Annotated in this window: 1 protein-coding gene; it reads left to right on the top strand. The window is 38.3% G+C overall.

Going from position 1 to position 332, the window contains the following annotated elements; all coding sequences use genetic code 11:
- Positions 1-332, top strand: a 332-nt coding sequence (locus tag ACFINO_RS10385; RefSeq protein WP_375655751.1) for an aminotransferase class V-fold PLP-dependent enzyme, incomplete at both ends; no start/stop codon positions are given.

Here is a 332-nt window from a genome sequence, read left to right as displayed (position 1 = left end):
CATACGGAAGGACGTGCTGCTAAAGCTTTATTACAAAAGGCACGTCGACAAATTGCTAAAAGTCTTAACGCAAATCCAGATCATGTTGTATTCACGTCTGGTGCAAGTGAAGCAGCCATGACTTTATTAACACCCTTTTATAATATGGGAAGCTCTAAAGTTCAATTTTCCCATCTTTACATTGGGGCAACTGAACATCCATCTGTTGCAGAAGGTGGACGTTTTCCTAAAGAATTCATTAGTACAATTGCTGTTGATCAAGATGGACTTATTCAACAAGATAAATTGCTCTCTCTCTTAAGCTTTCATGATAAAACAAAGGGACTTCCTCT

This window comes from Bartonella sp. AA83SXKL, from assembly GCF_042196965.1.
Taxonomy (GTDB): domain Bacteria; phylum Pseudomonadota; class Alphaproteobacteria; order Rhizobiales; family Rhizobiaceae; genus Bartonella.
This window is presented reverse-complemented; position numbering and strand designations above follow the sequence as displayed.